Consider the following 25,848-nt stretch of genomic DNA (forward strand, 5'->3'; position numbering starts at 1 on the left):
GAAAAATATGAGATTTCATACCAGAAAATGGATTAAACCAGAAGACCTAAACCCAAACGGAACTTTATTTGGTGGTAGTTTGCTGGCCTGGATAGATGAAGAATGCGCTTTATACAGTATTATTCAGCTAGAAAATTCTAAATGTGTAACCAAATATATGAGTGAGATAAATTTTCAGCATTCTGCCAGACAGGGAGATATTGTAGAAATAGGTATAGAAGTTCTAAAATTTGGAACAACTTCTTTGACGCTAAAATGTGAAGTTAGAAATAAAATGACGCGCTCTACTATAATTACCATAGATAAAGTGATTATGGTTACTTTAGACCAAGATGGCAAACCAACGCCTCACGGGAAAACCAAGGTGGAATTTGTAAAAGACCGGTTACAGGATCGCGCCTAAAACTTTTCGCATACCAACACGATTTTTTGATTATTGATATTGGTGGTAAAGAATAAATAGATTTTTCCGCCGTCTTTAATTTTGAATTTTTTTCTTAAAACATCAACGCTTTCCGGAAAATTTCTGGTTGTAATATTGGCTTTCAGGTTCTTAAACTTCTTCTTTATTAAACCAGGCTTATATTCTTCAATATCAAGTATTTTAAATTTTCTACCAGGAAAGCTATTTTTATTTTCTGAAGTATATAAATGAGAATTAGGATGAAGTTTTGAAGTTTGTGTGTGAGAGGCAATTTCCGTAAAAAATCCGCTTTTCATAATTGCGGCATTTGGCTCGTAAAGATACTTTTTGGGTAATGAATATTCTACTTCGGCAGCGGGTTTTTTAAAAATTCCTTCAAATTCCTCAATCCCTTTTTTGGTAAAATTCAGGGTTTTTATTTTAGTTTCTGAATTATCACCTTTCTTCAGCAACCAAAGCAATTCCTTCACTTCATTATGCACAGCGATAATATAAATTTTGACTACACATTTTAACTCTGAAATTCCAGCCTGTAAATCGAGTAGCGGAGAAGTTTTAATAAGTATCGTATCACTTTTTCTAAATAGCAAATCAAGATTTTCAGGAATATTGGGTAAACAATCGGCCAATCGAAAAACTTTTCCTCCTGCATTATCACGCCGCGCCGGATCTACATAAATACAGTCAAATTTTTGATCAGTATTTTTTAAAAAAGCAATGCTATCCTCATTTCTAAAGGAAATATTTTCTCGCCCTAATTGTTTTAAATTATGTGCTGCGATTTCAGATAATTCAGCGTTTAATTCGCAATGAATTACTTCTTTAAAGATTTGGGCGAAATAGAAATCGTCTATTCCCAATCCGCCGGTTAAATCGATTAATGTTTCTCCTTTGACAAGAGAAGCTTTGAATTTTGCGGTAATTTCAGAAGAAGTTTGCTCTAAATTTAGTTTTGCCGGATAATAAATTTGAGTTTTTTTAAACCAGGTCGGTAACTTTTTTTCAGCCTTTTGCAGGCCTGTTAGTTGCTGTGCTAATTCTGAAGCAGAAATAGCGGGAAAAGCGCTTCCGCTAAGCGCTAATTCGGCAGCAGTGGTTTTCAGGTTATTTCTAAGAAATTCCTGAACCTCTGGATTTAATATCGCTTTGTTCAAAACTAAGAAATTAAAGGTCTCGCGTAAGTCGTTTTACGATCTTGTATTCACTTAAAGATTCTTTTGCAATCACTTTTAGCGCCGTATAGAAAGGTACAGCGACCACCATTCCCGTAATTCCAAACAGAATTCCTGCAATTAGAATGATAAGAAAGATTTCTAATGGGTGCGATCTTACACTGGCACCAAAAATCATAGGTTGTGAGATCATATTATCTATAAGCTGGCAAACACCGTAGCCTAGCATAATGTAGCCTAATTTTGGAAGAATAATAAGTTGAAAATCGGCTCCAAGATTGCTGGAAATCACAAAAAGCGCCATTAAAATTCCCGCAAACAAAGGTCCCAGGTAGGGAACCAGGTTTAGAAAGGCGCAAATAAAGGCAATGGCTATTGGATTATTAATTTCAAAAACACTCAGTAAAATGGCGTAAAGCACGAATAAAACCGTTATTTGTAATGTAAGTCCAACAAAATAACGGGAAAGTAAAATTTTAATCTTATTAAACACCCGTTGAAATTTCTTCTCATCGCCACGGTTAGCAAAAACCAGGATACTGTTTAACATTAATTTACTATCCTTTAGTAGAAAAAAGGAAATAAACAATATGGAAAAAATGGCAATTATTGTGGCTCCTAAAATACTAAAAACATTGTTTAAAAGCGTTGGAACCGCGCTAATATCAAAGTTTCTTATAAATTCACTTTGTTTTAAGCCTTCAATTAAATTAATCTCTTTAACTCCCAGGTAATTATTTATTTGGTCGTTTAGTTCGTTAAGGTCGCTTCTAAAAGCTTCCATGTCTATCCTGCTTAGATACTGACTTTGTTCTACCACAATGGGGACAAACACGAAAATAATTCCGGCAAATATGGAAAGTACAAGAATGAGCACGAGAATTACCGAAAGCTGATTTGGAATTTTTAGCCTTTGCCTAAAAAAGATCACTACAGGCCGGCCAATTAGGGAAATTACAGCCGCAATCGCGATATAAACCAATACCGATTGGATTTCCCATAAAAAATACAGCAATAGAATAATGCCAATCATTATTCCTGCTGCTCTTAGTATCCCTAAAGTAATTGATTTTGAATTCACGAGGTAAATATATTATTTCTTAGTGAAAGCAAATATTGTTTTTGACATTTCGTATAATGCAATTCCTGTGGCCTGGGCAACATTCATACTACTATTTCGGCCAAACATATTGATATGCAAATGTTTATCTGAAATTTCTAATAATTCTTTATTTATTCCCGAAACTTCATTTCCTAAAATTAAGATAATACCCATTTTTTCTTCAGAATACTTAAAATCTTCAACAGGGATACTCGCTGAAGTGATTTCCAGCGAATAAACTTTCTTAGTTACTTTTACATTCTGAATAAACCCATGAGCGTCTTCGGTGAATTCATGAACTACGGTTTTATGGGTATTTCTGGCCGTTTTTTGAAGCCTCCTGCTATTAAGATTTGGTTCAGTACCTGAAAATATAATCTTTTCAACATTAAAAGCATCGGCGAGTCTAAAGATGCTACCAATATTTGCTTCCCCGGTAATATTATCTAATAAAAGAATAACCGGAGATTTTTCTTTATTAAATTTTTCGTCAAAATGAGAGAGTTGTTCCATTAATTCTCAAAAACGTATTTTAAAATATTAGCTCCCATTTGTAATGCTTTTAATCTTACTTCTTCGGGATCGTTGTGAACTTCGGGACTTTCCCAGCCATCACCAAGATCACTTTCTACGGTAAATAAAAGTACCAGCCTGTTGGCATCAAATATGCCTAAAGCCTGTGGCGGTTTATTATCGTGTTCGTGAATTTTAGGCAAACCATTGGGAAAATTAAAAGCTGAACTGAAAATAGGATGCGTTGCCGGGAGTTCTTCCAGGGTCTTCTCCGGAAATATTTTTTTCAATTCTTTTTCTAAATATTGCTGCATTCCGTAGTTATCGTCTATATGAAGAAAACCACCGCTCAATAAGTAATTTCTAAGATTTTCGGCTTCTTTATCGTTAAAGATCACATTTCCGTGCCCCGTCATATGTACAAAAGGATATTGAAAAATATCTGAATTCTCAGGGGTAACCGTAACCGGTTTGGCTTTTAAATGTGTACCGATATTATTGTTGGCAAAATTTATAAGATTGGGCAAAGAAGTAGGATTTGCATACCAATCGCCGCCGCCATTATATTTTAAAAGCGCTATTTCCTGAGCTGCTAAGAACTGGCAGCAACCAAGAAAAAGAACTAAGAGTAAATATTTTTTTAAACTTAACATCAAGGTAAAAATATCAATAAAAAAAGGAGTTTACTAACCCGAAATAAATTTCAAAATATCTCGAAAGAGTTTAGGTTAATTTTATAGGCTTAATCCTGGTTTATAAGTGCTACGGTATGGCAGGCAACTATGGCTGCGGTTTCTGTTCTTAATCGACTATCGCCTAAACTCACAGGTTTCCAGTTATTTTTAATCGCTAATTTTACTTCTTCAGCAGAAAAATCGCCTTCGGGCCCTATTAGAATGGTTATATTTTCTTGTGGTTTAGCTTGATTTTTTAATGAAAAACGTTCCATCCCGTCTTCGCAATGAGCAATAAATTTTTGTCCATCGGTTCCAGATGCTGCAAATTCAGAAAAATTAATGGCTTCATTTATAACTGGTAAACTAAAATGAAGGGATTGTTTCATCGCGCTTTGTAAAACTCTTTCGTAGCGATTCAATTTTATGGTTTTTCTTTCGCTATGATCGCAAATTATAGGGGTGATCTCGTCTATCCCAATTTCAGTAGCTTTTTCCAGGAACCACTCATAACGATCGTTCATTTTTGTGGGTGCCACCACAAGATGTAAACGATATTTTTTTGGTCTTTCCGCCTCAACTTCAATAATATTTGCTAAACATTGTTTGGGATCTGCAGTGATGATTTCTGCAGTAAACAAAAACCCTTTTCCGTTGGTTACTTTTAAAGTATCCCCAGCGCTTTTTCGCAAAACCTTTGCAATATGCCGACTTTCATCTTTTGGAAAAACAATTTGTTTATCAGTTTTTTCAATATTTGGGGTATAGAAAAGTTGCATCGATTAAAATTTATAGCGTGCCTGGGCAGTAATAGAAAAGTCTGAAAAATCTTTTTCCAAATATTTGTAGTGTCCTGCAATGGCAATCATCGCAGCATTATCTGTAGTATATTCAAATTTTGGAATAAAACAGTTCCAGCCATATTTTTTTTCAGCTTCCATAAGCGCATTTCTAATCCCACTGTTTGCTGAAACGCCACCGGCGATTGCTATTTGATTAATTCCGGTTCTCTTCACTGCTTTTTTCAGTTTGTCCATTAAAATTTTGACGATTGAAAACTGAATGGAAGCACAGATGTCTTTTAAATTTTCAGTAACAAAATCTGGATTTTCTTTGGTTTGCTTCTGCACAAAATAAAGCACCGAAGTTTTAAATCCGCTAAAGCTAAAATTCAAATCAGGTACTTTAGGATTTGGAAAAGGAAAAGCTTCAGGATTTCCTTCCTGCGCATATTTATCGATTAAAGGTCCGCCGGGATAGGGCAGACCCAAAATTTTTGCACTTTTATCAAAGGCTTCACCCACGGCATCATCGGTAGTTTCACCAATAACTTCCATGTCAAAATAATTAGAAACTTTTACGATTTGGGTATGCCCACCGCTTATGGTTAAGGCCAGAAACGGAAACTCTGGTTTTTTAAAACCATCTTCCTCAATAAAATGAGCTAAAATATGCGCTTGCATGTGATTCACTTCAATTAGCGGAATCTCTAAACCAAGGGATAAAGATTTTGCAAAAGAGGTTCCCACAAGCAAAGATCCCATAAGGCCGGGACCGCGAGTAAAAGCGATTGCAGATACATCTTTTTTACCGATATTTGCGCTGGCCAATGCCTGGTGAATCACCGGAACTATGTTTTGCTGGTGTGCCCTGGAAGCGAGTTCTGGTACCACACCACCGTATTGTTTATGAACTTCCTGGGTTGCGACAATGTTAGATAGTATTTTACCGTTATGCAGTATAGCTGCAGCAGTATCGTCGCAGGAAGATTCGATCCCTAATATGTAAATATTTTGTGAAGCCATTAAGAAATAAGGGGCATAGAAATTGTTAATATTGTGTACAAAGTTAAAATATAAAAGCGTATCAAAAAATTCTGGAAAATATTAACTAGAACAGTGGTTGCGCTGGTTTTACTTTTTATCATAATTTTGATCGTTTTCTCCATTCCCGCCGTTCAAACCGGTATTGCAAACCGCATTACTACCTCGATCAATGAAAATAAGAAAGTAAATATTTCTGTAGACCGGGTAAGCCTAACTTATTTTGGTAGGGTTAAAATTAACGGAGTTTACATTGAAGACCATCATAAAGATACCTTAATTTTTTCTAAAGAATTACGTACATCCCTGCTGGGAATTACCAATCTCCTTGGCAATAATCCGCATTTGGGTAAAACCTATTTAGATGGTTTAAAATTAAAAATGCGAAAATATAAAGGAGAAGACAGGGATAATCTTGCCTATTTTATTCAACAATTAAGCACCGAACCCACGGGAGATTCTACACAATTTGAACTTTTGGCAGACAGGGTGGAAATAAACAACGGCTATTATAGCTTTGTAAACGAAGAAAGTGAAAATCCTGAATTTGTAGTACTGGACGATCTAAATATCTATGCTACAGATTTAAAAATTAAGGGTCCCGAGATAAATGTGAATATTGAAAGCTTTAAGGGCTATGAAAAACGCGGATTAAGAATAGATAATTTGAGCACTAATTTTTTCTATAGCCCGCAGCGAATGATTTTTGATGATCTTACTATCCAAACGCCGCAGTCTTTAGTGAAAGCAAACCTGGAGTTCAATTACGAAACCGAGTATTTTTCTGATTTTGTAAATAAAGTAGAAGTAACGGGAACTTTTACTGAAAGTATTATTTCCAGTACCGATCTTCAGGCATTTTACGCCAATTTTGGAGATAACCAGATCATGCAATTAACTACCGATATAGAGGGAACCTTAAACAATTTTGTACTTCCCAATCTACAATTAACCGGGATGGATCGTAGTAGCATAGCGGGGAATATTAATGTTGAAGGGGCATTTTCCCGTGGAGGTGAAGATTTTAAACTTACAGGAAATTTTAACGATTTTACTACTAATTATTACGATCTGGTAAATTTACTGCCAGGTGATCTACAAGGGACACTACCTGAAAATCTTCGGGATTTCGGCAATTTAAGAATGCGTGGCGATGCCGTAGTTACCGGTTCAAATTTAGATGCAGATGTAGTTATAAACACGCAGTTAGGTTCGGCTGAAGCCGATTTGATTTTACGCGGATTTGATAACCCAAGAGAAGTAACCTATCAGGGAAAACTAATTTTTGAAGATGTAAATATTGGTAAACTCGCCAATAATAAAAGTTTGGGAAAAACCAGCTTTAACCTGGATATAGACGGTAGCGGTTTTGATGCCGAATCTTTAGATGCAGAATTAAAAGGACAGATTTCTAAATTACAATTTAATGGGTACACCTACCAGAGTATTAGGGTTATCGGGAATCTTAGAAACCCTGTTTTCAATGGTTTATTAATGGCAAGCGATCCTAACCTTAAAATGGAATTCAATGGTTTGGCTGACCTTTCTGAAGATATAAATAACTACGATTTTGAAGCTTCTGTTGGTTATGCCGATCTTAATGCACTTAATTTTGTTTCCCGCGATAGCCTTTCCATTTTTAAAGGAGACATCATTATGAATATGAAAGGCACCAATATTGACGATGCTTTTGGTGAAATTTTACTGCTGAATACTTCTTATCAAAATCAAAATGATCTTTACTTTTTTGATGATTTCAGTGTAACTTCCAGTTTTGAAGGAAGGGAAAGAACTTTAAGTATAAATTCACCCGATGTAATAAGTGGCGAAATTATTGGAGATTTTAATCTTTCAGAAATAAGACCTTTAATTGAGAATTCCCTGGGAAGTATTTATACCAATTACCAGCCCAGAACAATTACCAATAATCAATACCTTGAATTCGATTTTGATATTTATAATAAGATTATAGAAGTTTTTTATCCTGAAATTAATCTTGCACCAAATACATTTATTCGTGGGCATTTAGCTTCAGATGAATCTGAGTTTAAAGTGAATTTCCGTTCTCCGCGAATAGATATCTTCGGGAATATGATGGAAACCGTGAATCTAAACGTAGATAATACCAACCCTATTTACAATACTTATTTTGAAGCCGATAGCGTTTCTACAGATTTTTATAATTTTTCAGAATTCAGCTTTATTAACGTAACACAGCGCGATACGCTTTTTATAAGATCTGAATTTCAAGGTGGAAAAAACAATGAAGATTTCTTTAACCTTAACCTGTTTCATACCATTAATGAAGAAAATAAATCGGTTGTTGGGGTACAGCGGTCAGATCTTACCTTTAAAAATAATACCTGGTTTATAAATGAGGAAAGCAATAAAAGCAACAAAATAGTTTTTGACCTCGATTTTAAAGATTTTGCTATAGATTCTTTGGTTATGAATCATAAAAATGAGGAAATAAGACTTAGTGGAGTAATGCGAGATTCTACTTATAAAGATTTTAAAATGGAATTTGAAAATGTAGACATTGGTAAAATCACACCGCATGTAGACAGTCTTGACCTCGCTGGAACGCTTAATGGTAAATTTGATTTGCTTCAGGAAAACGGCGCGTATTACCCCAATACAAACCTTAGGGTAGATTCTTTGAATATTAACGATAATCTACTGGGGAATTTAGTCCTTGAAGTAGAAGGAAATGAAAACCTTACAAATTATAATATAAACGCCAATTTGCGTAAAAATGGGAATGAATCTTTAAATGCTATAGGCAGTATAAATGTGAGTGGGAGCGAACCCACCATAGAAATGGATGTAGATTTAGACGAGTTAAATCTCGCCGCTTTTAGTCCTTTGGGAGGTGAAGTGCTTAGTAATATTAGGGGAGGTGCCTCAGGTAATGCAAAGGTTTCCGGAAATTATAAAAACCCCGATTTCTCTGGAGAGATAAGTCTGGAAAATGCAGGTTTACGGGTTCCTTATCTGAATATTGATCTCGATTTTAAAGATGAAGCTGTGGTTAATTTAACCCAGCAGGAATTTGTATTTGATGATGTTGAAATTGAAGACACTAAATATAAAACCACAGGAACCCTTAATGGGAGCATAGGGCATAAAAATTTCAAAGAATGGGATCTAGACCTGAATATTGATACCGATAGGCTTTTAATTCTAGATACTGAAGGTGATGAAGACGCATTGTATTACGGAACAGCTTTTATAAGTGGAGATGCCAGCATAGAAGGCCCCACAGACCAATTGGTTATAGATGTTACCGCCACAACCGAACGGGGAACGGTTTTTAAAATTCCTTTAAGCGATACAGAATCGGTAGGAGATAACTCTTACATCCATTTTTTAAGTCCGGAGGAAAAAGCAGCCCGTGAAGCCGGTGAATCTATTGAGCTGCCCGAAGTCACTGGCCTGGAACTTATTTTCGACCTGGATATCACTAATGATGCTGAAGTGGAAGTAGTGGTAGATCAAACCAGTGGAAGTACATTAAAAGGTCGTGGTTCAGGAAACTTACTTTTGGAGATAAATACTAACGGAAAATTTAATATGTGGGGTGATTTCGTAGTATATGAAGGAGTTTATAATTTTAAATATGCGGGATTAGTTCAAAAGGTTTTTAATGTAGAATCTGGCGGAAGTATCAACTGGAATGGAGATCCTACTGATGCCCAACTAGACGTAAGCGCTATTTATGCTTTAAATGCCAATCCTGCAGTTTTACTGGAAAACCCTTCAATTAACCGAAAAATTCCCGTGGAAGTAGTTATTAATCTTCAGGGAGAAATAGAACAACCCGATATTACTTTTGATATTGCTTTTCCCAATGCCAGTTCTGTGGTAAGATCTGAGTTAGAATATAGAATGGACGACCGCTCCAGTAAAGAACTTCAGGCATTATTCCTGGTAACCCAGGGAGCATTTTATAGTGAATTTGGTTTAAGGCAAAATGCGATCACAGGAACGCTTGCCGAAAGGGCTTCGAGTATTGTGAACGATATTTTTGCCGGAGACGATGGTAAATTTCAGGTTGGGGTTAATTATGTTCAGGGAGATCGCACCCCCGATCAGCAAACTGTGGACCGCTTTGGATTAACCCTCTCAACGCAAATAAGTGACCGGGTAATTATAAACGGCCAGGTTGGAGTTCCCATTGGTGGAGTAACCGAATCTGTTATTGTAGGCGATTTAGAAATCGACTTCTTATTAAATGAAGACGGAACTTTAAGAGCCAAGGTTTTTAACCGGGAAAATAATATTCAGTTTATAGGTGAAGAAATCGGTTTTACGCAAGGGGTTGGTTTATCTTATTCTGTAGATTTTGACACCTTTAAAGAATTGATAAGAAAAATTGCAAATACAGAGATCAAGTCTTTAAATAGCGAAACAGAAAATGAGGAGGCTTCATCCCGTCCCCAGTCTCCCGATTATATTCGTTTTCCCGATGAAAACTAAAAAAATTGGGAAGAATTAAGTAAGCTATCTGGGATCAAGCTCAAGAAACATTCATTGACGAGGCTTGCCTCGGAGCATTAAATCTCTATTATCGAGTAAAACTTATTCTTTTTTCTTTTCAGGTAGCTCCTGAGTTTGTAATTTTAGGCAAGAATTTTAAAGTATGACAAAAAGAATTAAACGAATTGGAGTAATGACCTCTGGCGGAGATTCCCCCGGAATGAACGCTGCAATTAGAGCTGTTGCAAGGGCCTGTGCTTATTACCGTGTAGAATGTTTTGGATTTATGAGAGGTTTCCAGGGGATGATAGAAGGTGATTATATAGAACTTAATGCTCGTAGCGTTAGAAATATCATCAATTTGGGAGGAACCGTCCTGAAATCTGCCAGGTCAAAAGAATTTCTTACTGAAGAAGGTCGGGAAAAAGCTGCTGCACACCTTAAAAAGGCAAATATAGATGCAATGATTCTTATTGGTGGTGACGGAACCTTTAGAGGCGGAAAAATATTAAGCGAAGAACATAATATTCCTGTAATTGGCGTCCCCGGAACTATAGATAACGACATTTTTGGAACTCATTATACCATAGGTTACGATACCGCTTTAAATACGGTTATTGATGCTGTAGATAAAATTCGCGATACTGCCAGCTCTCATAATAGATTGTTCTTTGTGGAAGTAATGGGTAGAGACGCCGGGTTTATTGCTCTAAACAGCGGAATTGGTGCAGGAGCAGAAGAGATTCTAATCCCCGAAGAAGACCTTGGTTTAGATCGTTTGTTAAATTCATTGGAGCGCAGTCGCCGATCAGGTAAAACTTCAAGTATTGTTATTGTTTCTGAAGGTGATAAAATTGGTAAAAACGTATTTGAGCTGGCAGCTTACGTAAAAGACAATTTACCTTATTACGATGCAAAAGTTACCGTTTTAGGGCATATTCAGCGGGGCGGAAGCCCAACTTGTTTTGATCGTGTTTTGGCCAGTAGATTATGTGTAAAAGCAGTAGAACTTGCCCTGGACGGTCAGCAGGATATTATGGTTGGAATGATGAATAATGAAATTAAAGCTATAGAACTCGTAAATGCATTAAAATCAAAACCTACAATTAATAAAGAATTGCTTCGCATTTCTGATATTTTATCTGTCTAAATTATGAAAACAGTTGCAATCATTGCCCACAACGGGAAAAAGGCTGAGATGGTTCAGTTTTTAAATACCCATAAGGAAGCCCTTCAGGCTAAAAATATTACCTTAATTGCCACGGGTACCACCGGGGCAAAAACAGAATCTGCTGGTTTTGAGGTTGAAAAATTACTTTCGGGACCCTTAGGCGGGGATGCACAAATTGCTTCCCGTATTGCTGAAGGTAAAGTAGATATGGTAATTTTCTTTAGAGACCCTCTTGACAAACACCCGCATGAACCCGATATTTTTATGCTAATGCGTTTATGCGATGTACACGATATTCCCCTGGCTACAAATCCTGCCAGTGCCCGTTTATTAATGCAGGCTTTCTAAAATCTAATTTATTTAATTGAAATTTTCATCCCGCTTTCTTCTATTTTTAATTACTGTTTTATTGATCTCAACCTCCTCGGTACGGTCACAGAGCAACCAAACTGAAGCGGCTATTTTTAATATAGGAATAGGAACGATTTTTAGTGGAATTGGTGCCGTAATTAATAAAGAACCACAGGAAAAGTTCGGCAAAGTACTGGTTAAAGGAATGGCACAGGGTGCACTTGGCGGCTACCTGGTTTATGAAAGTAAAGTTATTGCCGGAAGAATCTCTAACCAGAAAAACCTTACTTATGGCTGGCCGGCAAAGTTTATGAATTCGGCGGGAACCTCAATAATAGAAAATGCCGCTTCAAATAGAAATTTCTGGGAACAATGGAACCTTAATATTGGTTTTAACCGAATTGAATTTCACACCAAAGATCGTTTTCAGCTTAAATACAGGATACAACCGGTTTCTTTTCTTCTCACTGCTTACACCGCAGTTCAAAACAAATTTGAACCTGAATTAAGTTTAAGGGTTGGAGAATTTGTCTTTTCTGGAAATAATACTTTTGGCTATGAAGATAATAACGATTATTACCTTGGCAGAGCTATAAGTACAGCAATATTACTAAATCCTGAAGCCGGCGGATTCAATTATAACACCGTTACGCACGAATTAATTCACGTGTTCCAGTATCACGATTTTAATGTACTAAACGCCTATACAATTAAACCCTTAGAAGAATTCAAAAAAGGCTCTGGCTTCTTCCGGAAAATGGATAAAATCTTTCATTACGATTTTAATATTTTCGTTTTTGCCGGTTTATATAAAATGGAACATTTTGGCAAAGATCAAAAATCTTTTGAAGGCTATTATTCTAATTATTTTGAGCGTGAAGCTTACCTTTTTAGCAATTATTAATCTTTTACCGCAATTGCGCTAATCTCAACATTTACAAATTTAGGAAGATTCGCAACTTCTACCGTTTCCCTTGCAGGGGCAGTTTCAGCATTAAAATATGAAGCATAAACTTCGTTTATTTTAGCGAAATTATTCATATCGCTTATAAAAATTGAAGTTTTTATAACATTTTCAAAATTCATTCCTGCTTCAGCAAGAATCGCTTTTAGGTTTTGCATTACCCTGGTGGTTTCTTCCTGAAGTTCACCGGTTTCCAATTCGTTGGTTTCTGGATTAAGCGCAATTTGTCCTGAAATATATAGCATATTTCCGGTTAAAACTGCCTGGTTATAGGGCCCAATTGGAGCCGGAGCTTTGCTGGTCTTAATTATTTTTTTCATCATTTTTAAACTTTTAAATTTTATAATCTACGGTCTGGTTCGTTTCGTTTATCATATTTAATATCACTTAAGATAGACGATTTTATCCCGATAAAGAAATACCACGATCTACGCTCACTAAAAGGTACCCAGTTAAAACTTAATCGCCAGGTATTTAAATCCCGCTGAAATCTTAATTGGGTATACGTAAAGCCTAATTCTTTTAAATCGTAACCCGATGAAGCTCCAACCACCCATTTGGGTGAAAGCTCAATATCTCCCGAAAACATAATAGAGTGGGAGGTGATTTCATTTTGCCGGGCGGTATTATTATAGGTCATCGTATAAGAAACCCGTAAATCCCACGGAATTTTATAATTATACCAGTTATCGTTTCTTTCTTCGCGATCTTCATCTGCAAACGGATCTTCTTCTTCCTCGTAAAACTTTCCTTCTAAATCAGATCCTTTTCCAAAAAGGTCATCCCGTCTTCCGCCGCCACGATAGGTATCGTTGTCTACTTCATCCTCACTTTCGTCTTCGCCCTCGTCTTCAAAATCTTTACTGGAAAAAGCATAACCAAAACTTACATTGGCATTGGTGAACCTAAATAAGCTACCACCATTATTAATATTAAGTTTATCGGTTCTACGGTTATTATTATCTAAAGCATAGATATCCATATTCCCCGCCACGTTAATATCCAGTTTATCCCGAACTATAGGAATACTACCCCTTAAAGCGATTGGAGAAAGCTTAGGCTGGCCGTCTTCCCCAGCTAGATTATAAGCGGTACTCATACTAAAGTTATTCAGCAGGGTGATTTTCTCCGGTTCGGTTGCGGTACTGTCTTTAGAGCGTACTTTTGCCTCCAGGGTATTGCTTAAACTAAGTCCCAGGGAACTGGAAAACCTGTTTCCTGGAGCCCCATATAATGTTCCATTAAACCTGGAATAATCTACCATATTGGTCTCGATAGGATTTGCGGGATCAATACGTTCATAAGTATCATAATACTGGTCGAAGGCGGGGTTCACATTATAGCTAATAGAAGGTCGCATAACGTGCCTGATAGCCTGAATTTTTTTATCTTTTCCAAAATTCTTCAGTCCATATAAAGTAGTCCCTATACTGGCACCAAAATTATAGGTTCGGTAGGAATCAAAACCGTTTATGGTATCAATAACCACCTCATTATTAAATTCATCGTAAGACTGTTCAAAAGTTTTAAAAACCCAGCTTTCTTCATAATTAGCGTTTGCACTAACACTTAAGTAATTAAATAACTTGAAATTGGTAGTAACCGGAATTGAATGTTGCGCTCCATAATTGGCGTCCTGGAACATTTCGGGTTTAAAAAATAGGGAATCTGTAGTTCTAATTTGATTCTCGGCTCTTACATTATACTGAAAATTTATATTCTCAATTATTCCTTTTTTTGCCCCGGTTTTGGGAGCGAATGGATAAATACGCGTCATACTTGCCTGTAAAGTTGGCAAGCTCATATTTATAGTTTGCGTCCTTGTATTTTGTTGATGCCGGGCTGCGAGACTTAAATTAACTTGTGGTTCTCCCGGAAAGGTTTTACTATAGGAAACCGAAGAACTTAAAGTATTGGTTAAGAAATTACCGGTATTCATTTGATTTACAGAATTCTGGTAATAAGTACTACTCCCTAAATTGACCGAAGCACTAAACCTCGAATTAGGATTTGACTTGGCATCCTGATTGTGAGACCACTGAATATTGTAAACAGATTGTTCAGCAAAATCGGGGAAGCCACGTTCACTCTGGAAAAGATTTTCGTAACGTATTCTTACATTTCCACGGTAGCGGTAACGTTTGTTATAATTACTTTCTAATCTTACGGCATAACTCCCGTTGGTATAATAGTCTCCTAAAGTAAGCAAATCTACATAGTCACTAATCGCAAAATAATAACCTCCATTTTGAAGAAAATAACCACGCCGGCTATCTCCAAAACTGGGGATGATAAATCCTGAAGTTTCTTCTTCGGTTAAAGGGAAATATCCAAAGGGCAGCCCCAATGGGGTAGGAACATCTGCGAGGTACATATTTACGAAGCCCGCAACGATCTTTTTATCTGGTACAAATTTTATTTTTCGGGCATAGAAATAATAATCGGGGTTATCTAAATCTTCATCGGTGGTAAAGCGCACATTCTGCATAAAATACACCGAATCGTTTTCACGTTTGGTGACCTCACCTCTTACATTAAAATTGGCTTGTTGTGTTCTGGAATTATAAACCAGCGCCCTTTCGGTATCAAAATTAAACCGAATAGAATCTGGCTCTACGGTTTGATTTCCCTGTACAAAAACCGGTTTTTGAGAATATGCCCCGGTAGAATCGGGAATTCCGTAGGCATAAACTTCATTTTTTTCATTGTCCATTATAATGAGCCCGGCATTAATCTGCATATCTCCGTAGATAATTTGCGCTTCATTATAGAGGTACATACGGTTTTCTTTCTGGCTAATTCGCATATAATCTTTAGCCTCATACTTCACTGCATCGGTAATTAATTGATTTCCCTGCGGCGTTTGCAAAGAATCTCCCACAATACTATCGGTTAGCCTTATGGTTTCAGCAAGTGGTAAGGAGTCGCCCACAGTTACCAGCGAATCTCGTTCCTGGGCTTCAATATCTATTTCCTGATTATTCCCTATTTCCTGTGCGTTTAGACAAACGATAGGAAGCAGTATAAAAATACAGCGAAAAAGTATATTAGGTATGTTTGTTTGCAATGCTCTAAGTGCTATTTTTGTAAAGAATGGCTTGCTTTTTGCAATTTCAAAATTACATATATTTTTTCAGCTTAGATTTGAGATTTCCTGAAAAAAGTAATTAAAATAATTAGCCTAAACTTAGCGTTACCTTTTTATGAGAACGAACCTACTTAAACTTTTCGTATTTTTCTTCATTTTTATTGCAAGCCTGCAAAACTTATTTGCAGATAACGAAAAGCCGCGAGATCGATTTGTAGTTGTTTTAGATGCGGGCCATGGAGGGAAAGATCCCGGAAATATGGGAAATGGCTTTAAAGAGAAGGATATTGCGCTTAATATTATTTTAAAAATTGGAAAAGCTTTAGAAAAGCAGGAAGGGATAGAAGTAATTTATACCCGGGATACAGATGTTTTTATTCCTTTAGATAAAAGAGCGCAGATTGCCAATGAGGCAGATGCCGATCTTTTTGTTTCGGTACATTGTAATTCTCATAATTCCCAGGCTTATGGTACAGAAACCTTTGTACTTGGTCTTCATAAAACCGCAGAAAACTTTGAGGTAGCTAAAAAGGAAAACTCGGTTATTTTTTTAGAGGAAGATTACGAAGTAACCTACGGTGGTTTTAATCCTAATTCTCCTGAATCTTATATAGGAATGGCTTTAATGCAGGAGGAATATTTAAACCAAAGTATTCTTTTAGCCGATTTTGTTCAGAAAAATTTCACTAACGAATTAAAAAGAAAAAATCGTGGGGTTAAACAAGCCGGTTTTGTGGTATTAAAAATGGCGGTAATGCCAAGTGTTCTTATTGAAACCGGATTTTTAACCAATAACCACGAAGGTCCGTATTTAAACAGTACCGGTGGACAAAACAAAATGGCTGCAGCAATTGTCGAAGCCATAGATAAATATGCCAATACCATAAACCTTTCTAATTTGGAGAGTATTGAAACAACTTCATCTTCTATTACTTCCACGCAAAGTCAGATTTACGAAGGGATTACTTTTAAAATTCAGCTTGCAGCCGGTTCTAAACGTTTAGAGACCAAACCTTATAATTTTAAAGGTCTGGAAAATGTGGAACGGGCCAGAGAAGAGCGATTGTATAAATATTATTATGGAGCAACTTCAGATTATTTAAAAATAAACGAGCTTCATAACAAGGCTAAGCAAAATGGATATCCGGCAAGTTATATTGTCGCTTTTAAGGATGGCAGCAAGATTACAGTTAATGAGGCGTTAAAATCTAAGGTGAATTAACGGTTCTTTTCTATTTTTATTTCTAAATTTGTTCTTATTCCTAAAAAAATAGCTTTTGAAATTTACACGTGAAGTAAAAACTGCATTATTAGCAATAATTGCTATCCTCTTATTAATATTTGGTTATAGTTTCTTAAAGGGTAAAAACCTGTTGGATTCCAGCAGAACTTTTCATGCAGTTTATAACGATGTAGAAGGGCTTTCACCTTCCTCGGCTGTTACAATAAACGGTCTTAAAGTAGGACAGGTAACCGAGATTAACTTTCTTGATGCCCAGGGCACTCTTGTGGTTAGCTTTACTGTAGAAAATGATTTTAAATTTTCAAACAATAGTACAGCTCAAATTTATGGAGGTAATATAATTGGAGGGAAATCTTTGGCAATTATACCAGATTATGAAATTGACGAAATGGCAAAATCTGGGGATACTTTAAATAGCGATATTGAAGAAGGTATCATGGAATTGGTGAACGATAAGCTAACACCACTACAGGATAAGGTTGAAAATACAATAGTTAGTGCAGACTCCCTGGTAACGGCTATTAATAAAATTCTAAACGACAGTACCAGGTATAATATTCAAAACACATTTAAAGATCTTAATGCTACCGTGGCTTCATTTAAAGTGACCGCCAACACATTGGAAGGAATTGTAGGGAGAAATTCAGGAAAAATAGATAATACATTTACCAATCTTGATGAAATGACAACCAATTTCAATTCATTTTCAGATACTTTAACCAAAATGGATATTGGAAAAATTACCGCCGACCTTGAAAAAGTAGTGGCAGATTTTGAAAGTGTTTCAGATAAATTGAATAATAAAGAAGGTACCGCTGGGAAGTTAATTAATGATGATGCCGTTTATAATAACCTGGACAATGCTACCAGGCAGTTGGAACAATTACTACAAGACGTAAAACTGAATCCTAAACGATACGTACATTTTTCTGTTTTCGGAAAAAACCCGAAACCTTATCAGGAACCCAAAGAAAAGGATTCAATTAAATAACCAACTATGCAAATTATTTCTCAGGTCTTATTTTTAATTGCCTTAGTGGTAGGTATCGGTTTTTTTATTCGTAATATCCGCAGGTTATTACGAAACATAAAATTAGGAAAAGATGTAGACCGCAGCGATAACAAGGGAGAGCGTTTTGCAAAAATGGCCAGGATTGCCCTGGGGCAGAGCAAAATGGTTAAAAAACCGGTTTCAGGATTTCTTCACGTTATTGTTTATGTAGGTTTTATCATTATAAATATTGAAGTTCTTGAAATTATAATAGATGGGCTATTGGGTACTCACCGGGTGCTATCTTTTATGGGTGGCTTCTACAATATTCTTATCGCTTCTTTTGAAGTTTTAGCTTTATTAGTTCTTATTGGAGTGATTGTATTCTGGATAAGAAGAAACGTTTTAAACATTTATCGTTTTTTAAGTCGGGAATTAAAAGGCTGGCCTAAAAATGATGCTAATTATATTCTTTATTTTGAAATGGTACTCATGGTACTTTTCCTGGTAATGAATGCTACAGATTATCAGCTTCAGCTTAATGGAGCGCCTCATTATGCGAGTGAAGCAGGTATAACCGGAAGTTTCCCTATTAGCCAGTTTTTACTTCCTATTTTTGAAGGAATGAGCAATGCAACGCTCATCATTATAGAAAGAGCAGCCTGGTGGTTACATATTTTAGGAATTATTTTCTTCTTAAATTACCTGTATTACTCCAAGCATTTACATATTCTACTGGCTTTCCCAAATGTATATTTGTCAAAACTTCAGCCACAGGGAGAAATGAACAACCTTCAATCGGTTACCGATGAAGTTAAATTAATGATGGATCCCGATGCCGATCCTTTTGCTGCGCCTGCAGAAGCAGAGGAAGGCGCCGAACCCGATAAGTTTGGAGCTTCAGATGTATTTGATCTCAACCAGGTTCAATTACTAAATTCATATACCTGTACCGAATGCGGAAGATGTACGGCAGAATGTCCTGCAAACCAAACCGGTAAAAAATTATCTCCAAGAAAAATTATGATGGATACCCGTGACAGGCTGGAAGAAGTTGGGGATATTATCAACATCAAGGGAAAATACGAAGATAACGGCAAGCAATTGCTGGACGATTTTATTTTACGAGAAGAACTTTGGGCCTGCACCACCTGTAATGCTTGTGTAGAAGCTTGCCCGGTGGGGATAGATCCACTTTCTATAATTTTAGATATGCGGCGTTATTTAGTGATGGAAGAAAGTGCTGCTCCAAACGAGCTGGCCATTGCAATGACCAATATTGAAAACAATGGCGCACCCTGGCCTTACAACCAACAAGACAGATTAAACTGGGCTAAAGAAAATTAATTTTCTAATTGCGAACAAAATATTTTTGAAACCTAGACTTAAAAAAGTCTTTGGAATAAAATTAAAAAATTAGATATGGCAGAAGCGTTAAAAGTACCAACAATGGCCGAGTATATGGCAGAAGGCAAAAAACCCGAAGTTTTGTTTTGGGTTGGTTGTGCCGGTAGTTTTGATGATAGGGCAAAGAAAATCACCAAGGCTTTTGTGAAATTATTACACGAAGCCGGAGTTGATTTTGCTGTTTTAGGAACTGAAGAAAGCTGTACGGGAGATCCGGCAAAACGCGCCGGGAACGAGTTTCTTTTTCAAATGCAGGCTGCCACCAATATTGAAGTTCTTAATGGATATGAAATAGAAAAAGTGGTCACGGCCTGCCCGCACTGCTTTAATACTATAAAAAACGAATATCCTGCTTTAGGCGGAAACTACGAAGTAATGCACCACACGCAATTTTTAAAAGCGCTTCTTAACGAAGGAAAATTAAAGGTTGAAGGTGGTAAATTTAAAGGAAAACGAATCACTTTTCACGATCCTTGTTATTTAGGCCGTGCTAACGGAGAATATGAAGCGCCACGTGACTTACTTAGAAAACTGGAAGTAGAGCTCGTAGAAATGCGTAAATGCAAATCTAACGGACTTTGCTGCGGTGCAGGTGGCGGGCAAATGTTTAAAGAACCCGAGCCGGGAAATAAAGATGTAAATATTGAAAGAACCGAGCAAGCTATGGAAGTTAAACCTGAAGTAATTGCTGCCGGTTGCCCATTTTGTAATACGATGATGACAGATGGGGTAAAAGGAAAAAATAAAGAGGACAGCGTAGAAGTAATGGATGTGGCAGAACTTATTGCCAATGCCCACGATTTATAGTCTATTCCCAATTAATTTTAGTAATCCTGGATTAATAAAATTAAGATTCTTACGCACTTTAGAAGCTCTTTGTCCACCTATTTTAAATCGTATTTAAAAAGAAAATACCAAACGTTAAAAGCCAAAACTATATTTGAGACAAGAGCTAAATCAATTAGTTTTGTAAAAATATAATTTTAGCAATAATATGTTAGTACCATTTGAAAACCTACCCGATTCTTCAAGGGTTTGGATATACCAGGCAAACCGTTCTTTTACTACTGAAGAGCTTGAAGAAATACAATCCCGTTTAGACCAGTTCGTTACACAATGGACTGCCCATGGCGCCGATTTACAAGCGGGATATCTTATTAAATATAAAAGATTCATTATCCTGGCTTTAGACCAGGATAAAAATGCAGCTACCGGTTGCTCTATAGATGCTTCAGTACATTTTATTCAGCAATTAGAGAAAGAATTTAATGTAGATCTTTTAGATAAAATGAATGTCTCTTACAAACAGGGAGAGTTCATCGCCTATAAAACCCTTTCAGATTTTAGAAAAATGGCCAAAGAAAAGGCGGTTTCTTCTAAAACCATTGTATTTAATAATTTAGTAAATAATAAAGCTGAATTTCTTTCAGACTGGGAAGTTCCTGCTTCTGAAAGTTGGCATAAGCGTTTTGTTAGTTAATGAAATTCACTTTCGCTCCGAAAATCCTTGTCTTAACCTGTTTCCTTCTTGTATTCTCGAATCTTTCTGCACAAAATAATCCTTTGCTGGCAGAAGATCCTGTAGCACAAAAAGAATGGGTAGATAGTACCTATAATGCAATGAGCCTTAAAGAAAAAATAGGGCAGTTGCTTATAATTAGCGTTTCCTCACGAAGTGGAGAAGCCTATATTGAAAAGGCGAAAAAACAAATTTCAGAAGAATATATTGGAGGCGTAATTTTTTCTAAAGGCGGGCCGCTTAGACAGGCTAAAATAACCAACGAGTTTCAGGAACTTTCAAGAACTCCACTTCTTATAGGAATGGATGCCGAATGGGGCCTTGCAATGCGACTTGATTCTACTTTTGCACTCCCGTGGAATATGACGTTGGGTGCTATCCAGGATAATAATTTAATTGAAGAAGCCGGTGCCGCAATTTCCAGGCATACTAAAAGATTGGGCGTGCACATTAATTTTGCACCCGTTGTAGATATTAATACCAACCCTAATAATCCCATTATTGGAAATAGAAGTTTTGGAGAGAATAAATTAAATGTTGCTGAAAAATCGCTTGCATTTATGCGTGGTATGCATCGGGAAGGAACTTTATCCAGTGCAAAACATTTTCCGGGTCATGGAGATACAGATACTGATTCGCATAAAACCTTACCAACTATTCCATTTTCAAAAGAAAGGCTGGATAGTTTAGAACTCTATCCATATTACCCTTTAATCACTCACGGACTTACAAGCGTGATGGTTGCTCATTTAAATATTCCGGCTATTCAGGAAAACCCGGGAACTCCCTCTTCACTTTCTAAAGCGGTTATCACAGATCTTCTAAAAGAAAAAATGAATTTTGAAGGTCTTATTTTTACCGATGCGCTTAATATGAAAGGCCTTACTAATAATGCAGAACCCGGTGATGCCGAGTTAAGAGCATTTTTAGCAGGAAATGATGTGTTATTAATGCCCGAAAAAGTTGAAGTTGCTTCTGAAGTTTTAATTAATGCTTATAAAAACAATATTATTAGCCCCGGGAGATTGGCACATTCAGTAAAAAAGATACTTGAGGCGAAATATAAAGCAGGCCTACACCAACAGCAAAGCGTTCAGGAGAATTTTATTTTTGAAGAACTTAATTCTGTTCGGGACAAGGTTTTATTAGAAGAACTCTTTGAAAATGCGCTTACCCTAATTAAAAATAACAAAGCTGTTTTACCAGTTAAAGATATTGCCGATACCAGGATTGCTTATGTTAATTTTGGAGATGCCGATGGTAGTACATTTTTAAATGAATTGAAAAGATACGCTCATATTGATTGGGTTTCTGCAACGCAATTAAACGATTTACAAAAGAAATTAGAAGAATACGATCTCGTAATCCTGGGGTATCACAAATCTAATAACAGCCCCTGGGATTCTTATAAGTTTTCAGCTGGAGAATTACACTGGATCAATCAAATTTCAAAAGAAAATAACACTGTTTTAAGTCTTTTTTCGAGTCCGTATGCGTTAAGAGAACTACGCGGCCTCAATGAATTAGATGGAATTCTGGTGAATTATCAAAATCATCCGGTAGCCCAGGAAAAAGCTGCGCAGTTAATTTTTGGTGCTATTGAAGCCAGGGGTAAACTTCCGGTAAGCATAGGAAATAATTTTCCCGAAGGCACGGGTTATCAAACCAGGAATATAGATAGACTGGCTTACGGTTTACCGGAAAGTGTGGGTTTAAATTCGTATAAATTAAGTAGAATAGATAGTATTATTACTGAAGCTATCGATAAAAAAATGACTCCCGGGGCCCAAATTTTAATAGCCAGGAAAGGAAAAATAGTTTATAACAAAAACTTTGGTTATCATACTTACGATAGGCAAATTCCGGTTTCAGATACTTCAGTTTACGATTTGGCTTCATTAACCAAAATCCTTGCAACTTTACCGCTAATTATGGAACAGGAAGAAGAAGGAGTTGTAAGTTTTGATTCAAAGTTGGGAGAAATGATGCCTGTTTTTCAAAATTCAAATAAAGCGAATATTAGATTACAGGATATGCTTATGCATTATGCCCGGTTAAAATCCTGGATTCCTTTTCATATAAATACTATAGACAGAAAAACAAGATTACCTTCTGAAGATTATTTCCGTAAAACTCCTTCAGCCGATTTTAATACCCGGGTTGCCAACGAAATGTATCTTAGAAATGATATGAAGGATACGATTATTAATATTATTAAAGATAGCGATTTAGAACGGCGTTTAGATTATAAGTACAGCGACCTTCCTTTTTATATTCTTAAATATTACCTGGAAGGTTATTATGGCCAGACGCTGCATAATCTTACCCAGGATAAAATTTATAAACCTTTAGGCGCTACCCATACGGGATATTTACCAACTTCAAGATTTCCTTTAGAACAAATTGTTCCTACCGAAATTGATAAACTTTGGCGCAGGCAACTAATTCACGGGGTGGTTCACGATCAGGGTGCGGCGCTACAAGGTGGAATTGGTGGTCACGCAGGGCTTTTTAGCACTGCTAACGATGTGGCTAAAATAATGCACGTTTACCTTAATAATGGGGTGTACGGTAGTAAAAGATATCTTAGAGAAGAGACTATTTCGAAATTCAATACCTGTTATTATTGTGAAAAAAATGTAAGACGTGGCGTTGGTTTCGACAAACCCCAACTGGGAAGCTCAGGACCAACCTGTAATTGCCTCTCTATGCAAAGTTTTGGCCATAGCGGTTTTACGGGCACCTTTGCGTGGGCAGACCCCGAAGAAGAAATTGTTTATGTATTTTTGTCTAATAGAACTTTCCCCGATTCTACCAACAGGAAGTTAATTAGGGAAGATGTAAGGTCTAGAATACAGGAAGTTATCTACGAATCTATAGATTTTTAGGATAAACAGGAGAGCGACTTCCTTGTTCTTTAGGAAGGGCAACGAAAGTTAATTTGAAAATAGAAAATTCGGCCTGTGGTCGTATTATTTAAATTCTCACTAAAGTGAGTAAACTACCTCGGGGCAAGCCCACGAGGCATAAATAGGAAACAATATTTTAATTTCGAGGCAAGCCTCGGAGCATTTAAATCTCGATTATCGAGTAAATAGAGCTTAATGAAAATAGCCATTGTATGTTATCCTACCTTTGGAGGTAGTGGAGTGGTAGCCACAGAGCTAGGCCTGGCCCTTGCAAAACGCGGCCACGAGATACATTTTGTAACTTACAGTCAACCTGTACGTTTAGATCAACTTTCCAGCAATGTGCGTTTTCACGAAGTGCATGTACCTGAATATCCACTTTTTCACTATCAGCCTTACGAGCTCGCATTAAGTAGTAAACTGGTAAATGTGGTAAAGCAATTTGATATTGAGCTTTTGCACGTTCACTATGCAATTCCGCACGCATATGCCGGGTATATGGCGAAAAAAATGCTTGCTGAAGAAGGGATTAGCCTGCCCATGGTAACCACACTACACGGTACCGATATTACTTTGGTTGGCAATCATCCTTTTTACAAACCGGCAGTAACTTTTAGCATAAACAATAGCGATGTAGTGACTTCGGTTTCTAAGAGTTTAAAAGAAGACACTTTAAAATTCTTTAAAATCAGGAATAAAATTGAGGTGGTGCCCAATTTTATAGATTGTAGCAAATACGATAATAAAGCCTTTACCGATTGCCAACGTGAAATGATGGCCGAAAATAAAGAGAAAATTATTACGCATATTAGTAACTTCAGAAAAGTGAAGCGCATAGATGATGTAATTAAGATTTTTTATGAAATTCAGAAGAAAATTGATGCGAAATTGATGATGGTTGGGGAAGGCCCTGAAAAAGAAATGGCAGAAGACCTGGTAGATGAACTTAATATTGGAGATAAAGTAATGTTCCTGGGGCAGAGCCACGAAATAGACAAAATTCTTTGTTTTTCTGATTTATTTCTACTGCCTTCAGAAAAAGAAAGCTTCGGTCTTTCCGCCCTGGAAGCTATGGTTAATGGCGTAGCTATTATTTCTACAAATACCGGCGGACTTCCGGAAGTTAATCAAAATGGAATTTCTGGTTATTTAAGCAATGTGGGCGATGTGCAGGAAATGGCCGCGAATGCCATAAAGATCCTTGAAAATGATGAAACTCTTGAGAAATTTAAGAATAACGCCAGAAGTGTTGCTGAAAAATTTGACATTCAAAATATAATGCCGCTTTACGAAGATATTTATAAAAGAGCTTTACAAACTACCTTATAAAAAAAGAGGCTGATTCAAAATCAGCCTCTTTCACTTTAACCTTATCTATTATTATCTAGAATTGGTATCTTACTCCTAATGCGATATCTGGTGAAAAAGGATTTAAAACATCATTATCACTAAAGAATCCAAATTCTGGTCTAAAGTCTAATGATAGCAATAGAGGAATATCAAAATTATATTCAATACCTATATCCCCGGCTAGGAAAAGATAAGTTCCATCATCATCATAATCATTCCCTCTTTGGCCATCAACACCTAAGATTCCCGCACCTGCACCTGCGTACCAGTTAAAACCACCTTCAATGTTCCAAACCCATTGGTAAAGTCCGGTAAGTTTAAATGCATCATAATCGCTGTTATCACGCCATCCTAAGTCCAGTTCTAAACGGTTATTATTCATACCCACAGCTCTTTGGTAGGAAACTTCAGCTCCAACCCCATCACCACCACCAAATCTTAGTCCAATGGCGTTATCAGAAATTGTTTGTGCTTCAGCCTGGTTATAAAACGTAGCGCCGATTGTAAAAACGGCAAGTAAAATTAATTTCTTCATAGTTTAGCATTTTTAGATTTGTTGGCAAATTTAAATGTTAAAATCGATCCAAAAACTAATGGCAAGCCAATCTATTGTTAATATTGTTTAAAGATCTGTTAAGCGCTTTAGGGGAAATTTTCTATTTTTAACC

Annotated in this window: 21 protein-coding genes; 12 read left to right on the forward strand and 9 right to left on the reverse strand. The window is 36.6% G+C overall.

What is annotated here, in order from left to right:
* The first annotated feature begins 7 nt into the window (after positions 1–7).
* The gene (locus tag B5488_RS03950) at positions 8–403 is read left to right on the forward strand and encodes an acyl-CoA thioesterase (RefSeq protein WP_079734081.1); all 396 of its coding nucleotides are present in this window, start codon (positions 8–10) and stop codon (positions 401–403) included.
* Here the strand turns inward: B5488_RS03950 and B5488_RS03955 are convergent.
* From B5488_RS03955 to tsaD, 6 genes are all read right to left on the reverse strand, one after another.
* Complete coding sequence (locus B5488_RS03955; RefSeq protein WP_079734082.1) at positions 400–1,578, reverse strand: THUMP-like domain-containing protein; 1,179 nt, start codon at positions 1,576–1,578, stop codon at positions 400–402. The two genes, B5488_RS03950 and B5488_RS03955, sit on opposite strands and share 4 nt — an antisense overlap.
* A gap of 10 nt (positions 1,579–1,588) precedes the next feature.
* Positions 1,589–2,629 carry an AI-2E family transporter gene (locus B5488_RS03960; RefSeq protein WP_407690217.1) on the reverse strand — a complete coding sequence of 347 codons (1,041 nt, stop codon included), beginning with the start codon at positions 2,627–2,629 and terminating at the stop codon, positions 1,589–1,591.
* A gap of 60 nt (positions 2,630–2,689) precedes the next feature.
* Positions 2,690–3,211 carry a TrmH family RNA methyltransferase gene (locus B5488_RS03965; RefSeq protein WP_079734084.1) on the reverse strand — a complete coding sequence of 174 codons (522 nt, stop codon included), beginning with the start codon at positions 3,209–3,211 and terminating at the stop codon, positions 2,690–2,692.
* Positions 3,211–3,864 carry a DUF4159 domain-containing protein gene (locus B5488_RS03970; RefSeq protein ID WP_079734085.1) on the reverse strand — a complete coding sequence of 218 codons (654 nt, stop codon included), beginning with the start codon at positions 3,862–3,864 and terminating at the stop codon, positions 3,211–3,213. Before B5488_RS03970 ends, B5488_RS03965 begins: the two co-directional genes overlap by 1 nt.
* Positions 3,865–3,953: 89 nt before the next feature.
* A complete protein-coding gene (locus tag B5488_RS03975; protein ID WP_079734086.1) occupies positions 3,954–4,664 on the reverse strand; it encodes a 16S rRNA (uracil(1498)-N(3))-methyltransferase in 711 nt (236 codons plus the stop codon).
* A 3-nt stretch (positions 4,665–4,667) separates the two neighbouring features.
* Positions 4,668–5,690 carry a tRNA (adenosine(37)-N6)-threonylcarbamoyltransferase complex transferase subunit TsaD gene (gene tsaD, locus B5488_RS03980; protein WP_079734087.1) on the reverse strand — a complete coding sequence of 341 codons (1,023 nt, stop codon included), beginning with the start codon at positions 5,688–5,690 and terminating at the stop codon, positions 4,668–4,670.
* A gap of 126 nt (positions 5,691–5,816) precedes the next feature.
* On the opposite strand from tsaD, the gene B5488_RS03985 reads away from it, so the two are divergent.
* The 4 genes from B5488_RS03985 to B5488_RS04000 all read left to right on the forward strand — a co-directional run bounded on the left by B5488_RS03985 (position 5,817) and on the right by B5488_RS04000 (position 12,613).
* The gene (locus tag B5488_RS03985; protein ID WP_231919804.1) at positions 5,817–10,187 is read left to right on the forward strand and encodes a translocation/assembly module TamB domain-containing protein; all 4,371 of its coding nucleotides are present in this window, start codon (positions 5,817–5,819) and stop codon (positions 10,185–10,187) included.
* Positions 10,188–10,350: 163 nt separating this feature from the next.
* Positions 10,351–11,337 (forward strand): 6-phosphofructokinase, encoded by a 987-nt coding sequence (gene pfkA, locus B5488_RS03990; protein WP_079734089.1) that lies wholly within the window; start codon positions 10,351–10,353, stop codon positions 11,335–11,337.
* 3 nt (positions 11,338–11,340) lie between these two features.
* Positions 11,341–11,706 carry a methylglyoxal synthase gene (locus tag B5488_RS03995; RefSeq protein WP_079734090.1) on the forward strand — a complete coding sequence of 122 codons (366 nt, stop codon included), beginning with the start codon at positions 11,341–11,343 and terminating at the stop codon, positions 11,704–11,706.
* Positions 11,707–11,722: 16 nt separating this feature from the next.
* A complete protein-coding gene (locus tag B5488_RS04000) occupies positions 11,723–12,613 on the forward strand; it encodes a hypothetical protein (RefSeq protein ID WP_146128751.1) in 891 nt (296 codons plus the stop codon).
* Here B5488_RS04000 and B5488_RS04005 read toward each other — a convergent pair.
* Together B5488_RS04005 and B5488_RS04010 are read right to left on the reverse strand one after the other, a co-directional pair.
* Entirely contained in the window at positions 12,610–12,993 is a 384-nt protein-coding gene (locus B5488_RS04005) for a RidA family protein (protein WP_079736522.1), read from the reverse strand. The genes B5488_RS04000 and B5488_RS04005 overlap by 4 nt on opposite strands.
* Positions 12,994–13,013: 20 nt before the next feature.
* On the reverse strand, positions 13,014–15,740 hold the full coding sequence (locus B5488_RS04010) for a putative LPS assembly protein LptD (protein WP_079734092.1): 2,727 nt from the start codon (positions 15,738–15,740) through the stop codon (positions 13,014–13,016).
* Positions 15,741–15,876: 136 nt separating this feature from the next.
* Between B5488_RS04010 and B5488_RS04015 the strand changes: the two genes are divergently transcribed.
* From B5488_RS04015 to bshA, 7 genes are all read left to right on the forward strand, one after another.
* Positions 15,877–16,983, forward strand: a complete 1,107-nt coding sequence (locus B5488_RS04015) for an N-acetylmuramoyl-L-alanine amidase family protein (protein ID WP_079734093.1) — start codon at positions 15,877–15,879, stop codon at positions 16,981–16,983.
* A 55-nt stretch (positions 16,984–17,038) separates the two neighbouring features.
* Positions 17,039–17,995: an MlaD family protein gene (locus B5488_RS04020; protein WP_079734094.1), complete on the forward strand. Its 957-nt coding sequence runs from the start codon at positions 17,039–17,041 to the stop codon at positions 17,993–17,995.
* A gap of 6 nt (positions 17,996–18,001) precedes the next feature.
* Positions 18,002–19,342 carry a (Fe-S)-binding protein gene (locus B5488_RS04025; RefSeq protein ID WP_079734095.1) on the forward strand — a complete coding sequence of 447 codons (1,341 nt, stop codon included), beginning with the start codon at positions 18,002–18,004 and terminating at the stop codon, positions 19,340–19,342.
* 75 nt (positions 19,343–19,417) lie between these two features.
* Positions 19,418–20,209 carry a (Fe-S)-binding protein gene (locus tag B5488_RS04030; RefSeq protein WP_079712552.1) on the forward strand — a complete coding sequence of 264 codons (792 nt, stop codon included), beginning with the start codon at positions 19,418–19,420 and terminating at the stop codon, positions 20,207–20,209.
* Between the two features lie 187 nt (positions 20,210–20,396).
* Positions 20,397–20,882, forward strand: a complete 486-nt coding sequence (locus B5488_RS04035) for an ABC transporter ATPase (RefSeq protein ID WP_079734096.1) — start codon at positions 20,397–20,399, stop codon at positions 20,880–20,882.
* Between the two features lie 83 nt (positions 20,883–20,965).
* Positions 20,966–23,809, forward strand: a complete 2,844-nt coding sequence (locus tag B5488_RS04040; protein WP_317041963.1) for a glycoside hydrolase family 3 N-terminal domain-containing protein — start codon at positions 20,966–20,968, stop codon at positions 23,807–23,809.
* 216 nt (positions 23,810–24,025) lie between these two features.
* Positions 24,026–25,159, forward strand: coding sequence for an N-acetyl-alpha-D-glucosaminyl L-malate synthase BshA (gene bshA, locus B5488_RS04045; protein WP_079734098.1), 1,134 nt, complete (start codon positions 24,026–24,028; stop codon positions 25,157–25,159).
* A gap of 55 nt (positions 25,160–25,214) precedes the next feature.
* Here the strand turns inward: bshA and B5488_RS04050 are convergent, their stop codons facing one another.
* The gene (locus B5488_RS04050; RefSeq protein WP_079734099.1) at positions 25,215–25,715 is read right to left on the reverse strand and encodes a hypothetical protein; all 501 of its coding nucleotides are present in this window, start codon (positions 25,713–25,715) and stop codon (positions 25,215–25,217) included.
* Positions 25,716–25,848 lie beyond the last annotated feature (133 nt).

Source organism: Salegentibacter salegens (assembly GCF_900142975.1).
GTDB classification, from domain to species: Bacteria; Bacteroidota; Bacteroidia; order Flavobacteriales; family Flavobacteriaceae; genus Salegentibacter; species Salegentibacter salegens.